Source organism: Blautia faecis (assembly GCF_020554845.1).
Lineage (GTDB): Bacteria > Bacillota > Clostridia > Lachnospirales > Lachnospiraceae > Blautia_A > Blautia_A faecis.
In genome coordinates this window covers 1-2,387 of the sequence record NZ_JAJCIA010000075.1, presented here as the reverse complement: position 1 = coordinate 2,387, position 2,387 = coordinate 1, and the positions used below count along the sequence as shown (strand labels likewise).

The window sequence follows — 2,387 nt, the reverse complement described above, 5'->3', positions numbered from 1 at the left end:
CGACACCGGGGAGAACTGGCGAACTGACACCGAAATGATACCGAAACACGACAATTTGATAGGGAGATAGTCTACCCTATCGCTGAGACTTCGGGAGATTTTAAGCGGCTCTATGGCTGTAATTTTGCCGAAAATCGCCCCGAAACCATACACGAAAACGGGAGGAAACGTAACATGCCGAGAATGAGCAAAAAGCGGAAGCATGAGCTTTCCTTTTACCTCAATGACCGGGGGCGTGTCACTTACAACGAATTATGCCGGAAATGCCAGCATGGGTGCAGGCAGAGCTTCCGGGCGGTTGTGATTGACTGCCCCCGTTATTTATCCAAACGAGCAAAGAAAAAGGAGGCACACACCGAATGAATTTTGAATTTATGACGATAGACACACCCTTGCCGCCCTGTATGCCCTTTCCCAGAGCGTTGACAGGATTTCCAGTCAGCAGCACCGCAAAGGTCATGTACTGCCGGATGTTGGACGCTATGCTTTTCAGAGGGCAGGCGGACGAGAACGGGATTCTTTTTGTCTGCTTCCCTATCACAGCCATTGCCGCAGTCCTGTCCCGCAGCCTCATGACGGTCAAGCGTTCTTTGAATGAACTGGAAACCGCCGGACTTATCATGCGGGTGCGTCAGGGCGTGGGAGAACCGAACAGGATTTATGTGCTGATACCGGGAAAGGAGGGCGCTACCCTTGCCTGATACCTCAAAGCTGGGAAAGCTCAACCGGGAGTTGGAGAAAAGCGAAAAGAAACTGCGGAAAGCAATCAATGATGAAAAGGCATTGCAGCACCAGTTGAAGCAGCTTACCCGAAAGGAACGGACGCACCGGCTCTGTACTCGTGGCGGTATGCTGGAAAGTTTTCTGCAAGAGCCGGAACGCCTGACGGACGATGATGTCATGCTGTTGCTGAAACTCATTTTTCACAGGCAGGACACGCAAGATATATTGAAAAAACTGCTGGAACGGGAGAAGCCGGAAACCCCTTAGTTTACTAAGGGCGCAATTATACACCACCCAGAAGTTGGTGCATTGCGTTCTCCGAAGGCTCCTCGCCGGAGGGCTGTGATTTTCCGCAGTCATGGTCTGCTCCAAATCAAACAGGGGACGCTACGCTTCCCCTGCGCTGGCTGCCGCCAGCTACCCTTTTGTGGACTTGCCATCTGGGGACACCTTGCGCTGCAAGCTGTTCCCAGCCGACAAGTTTCATAAAATATGCTATCTTTTCGATAGGCAATAAAGTATAATGAAGTCAGCAATAAATCAGGAATTTGAGGTCAAGGATTAAACGGGAGGTTTATATGAAAAAATACCAATGTCCTTGCTGCGGATATTTTACCTATAATGTTCCGGCAAATGAAGATTGTGGGTATATTTGCCCCGTTTGTTTTTGGGAGAATGACCCGTTTATTGCTTCTGATAACGAACCAAGCGACTCTAATCATGGAATAACACTAAAAGAAGCGAAATTCAATTTCTCAAAATTTGGTGCTTGTGAAAAAGAAATGTTATGTTATGTCCGATCACCAAGAGATGATGAAAAAGAAATTTCATAGCGACAACTTCCAACTTGTAGAACTGAAAAATTGAAATTTGATGGGATGGTGATATTATGAAAAAGATAATGGCAGTTATGCTATCGTTGCTTGCTTGTACGGTTCTGCTTGCAGGGTGCAACACTTCCTCCGAAAGCAATGAAGAACAGTCCTTAAAGGTATATTCATTTAGCGGAGAAAATGAATATATTTCTGTGTCAAATGGTGTAATTATTTTAGATGGCAAAGATGAAATTTGCTATGGTGGTGATTTGAAAGTGATGTCAGACGATTTTGCTAATATTACCACATACTCAACGACCATTTATATCAATGGAAGCGAAAAAGAAACTCTGCTTTCTAATGGTGTTGATGATCAGACAGGTGAGACAATAGATGTTTCTGGAAATGTTGGACAAATTTCTGGTGACATTCTCAGAGATAGTGACGCTGATAAGTTGACTGATAATTTGTGGTTTGAATTGAAAACAACCAATTTGAACGGAGAAGAAAGCACTTATCGGGTACAGTTAGAGACAACTGAAATCACAAGGGAAGTCAAAAAGTAACCCCAAACTCTTACAACTAAATACCCGCCGCCCACACAGCGGCACACCAAGCAGGAAATCTGAAAAAGGTTGCCTGCTTTTTTTCTGCCCAAAATGAGGTGGCAAAACGCCACCCCATCCGCCAATCACAGAAAGGAGTGACACGAAATGCCCTGTCCGCACAACGAAATTTCTATTGTGCAGCGCAGCCAACAGCAGTCTGCGATTGCCGCCGCTGCTTACCAGAGCGGCGAAAAGCTGTTCTGTGAATACGACCAGCAAGTGAAGCACTACCCGGAAAAGC

General features: G+C 46.0%; 5 protein-coding genes and 1 pseudogene. All 6 read left to right on the top strand.

Features of this window, described 5'->3' with window-relative positions; translation table 11 throughout:
• Window positions 1-174: 174 nt before the first annotated feature.
• Complete coding sequence (locus LIZ66_RS18200) at window positions 175-363, top strand: hypothetical protein (protein WP_025579834.1); 189 nt, start codon at window positions 175-177, stop codon at window positions 361-363.
• Window positions 360-701 (top strand): DeoR family transcriptional regulator, encoded by a 342-nt coding sequence (locus LIZ66_RS18195; protein ID WP_005335900.1) that lies wholly within the window; start codon window positions 360-362, stop codon window positions 699-701. The genes LIZ66_RS18200 and LIZ66_RS18195 overlap by 4 nt, the downstream gene beginning before the upstream one ends.
• Window positions 694-990, top strand: a complete 297-nt coding sequence (locus LIZ66_RS18190; protein ID WP_005335898.1) for a DUF3847 domain-containing protein — start codon at window positions 694-696, stop codon at window positions 988-990. Before LIZ66_RS18195 ends, LIZ66_RS18190 begins: the two co-directional genes overlap by 8 nt.
• 311 nt (window positions 991-1,301) lie before the next feature.
• Window positions 1,302-1,556, top strand: a complete 255-nt coding sequence (locus tag LIZ66_RS18185) for a CPCC family cysteine-rich protein (protein ID WP_117762290.1) — start codon at window positions 1,302-1,304, stop codon at window positions 1,554-1,556.
• 56 nt (window positions 1,557-1,612) lie between these two features.
• The gene (locus LIZ66_RS18180; protein WP_227201169.1) at window positions 1,613-2,104 is read left to right on the top strand and encodes a hypothetical protein; all 492 of its coding nucleotides are present in this window, start codon (window positions 1,613-1,615) and stop codon (window positions 2,102-2,104) included.
• A gap of 147 nt (window positions 2,105-2,251) precedes the next feature.
• Window positions 2,252-2,387, top strand: a pseudogene (locus LIZ66_RS20380) (MobQ family relaxase); the annotation flags it as partial.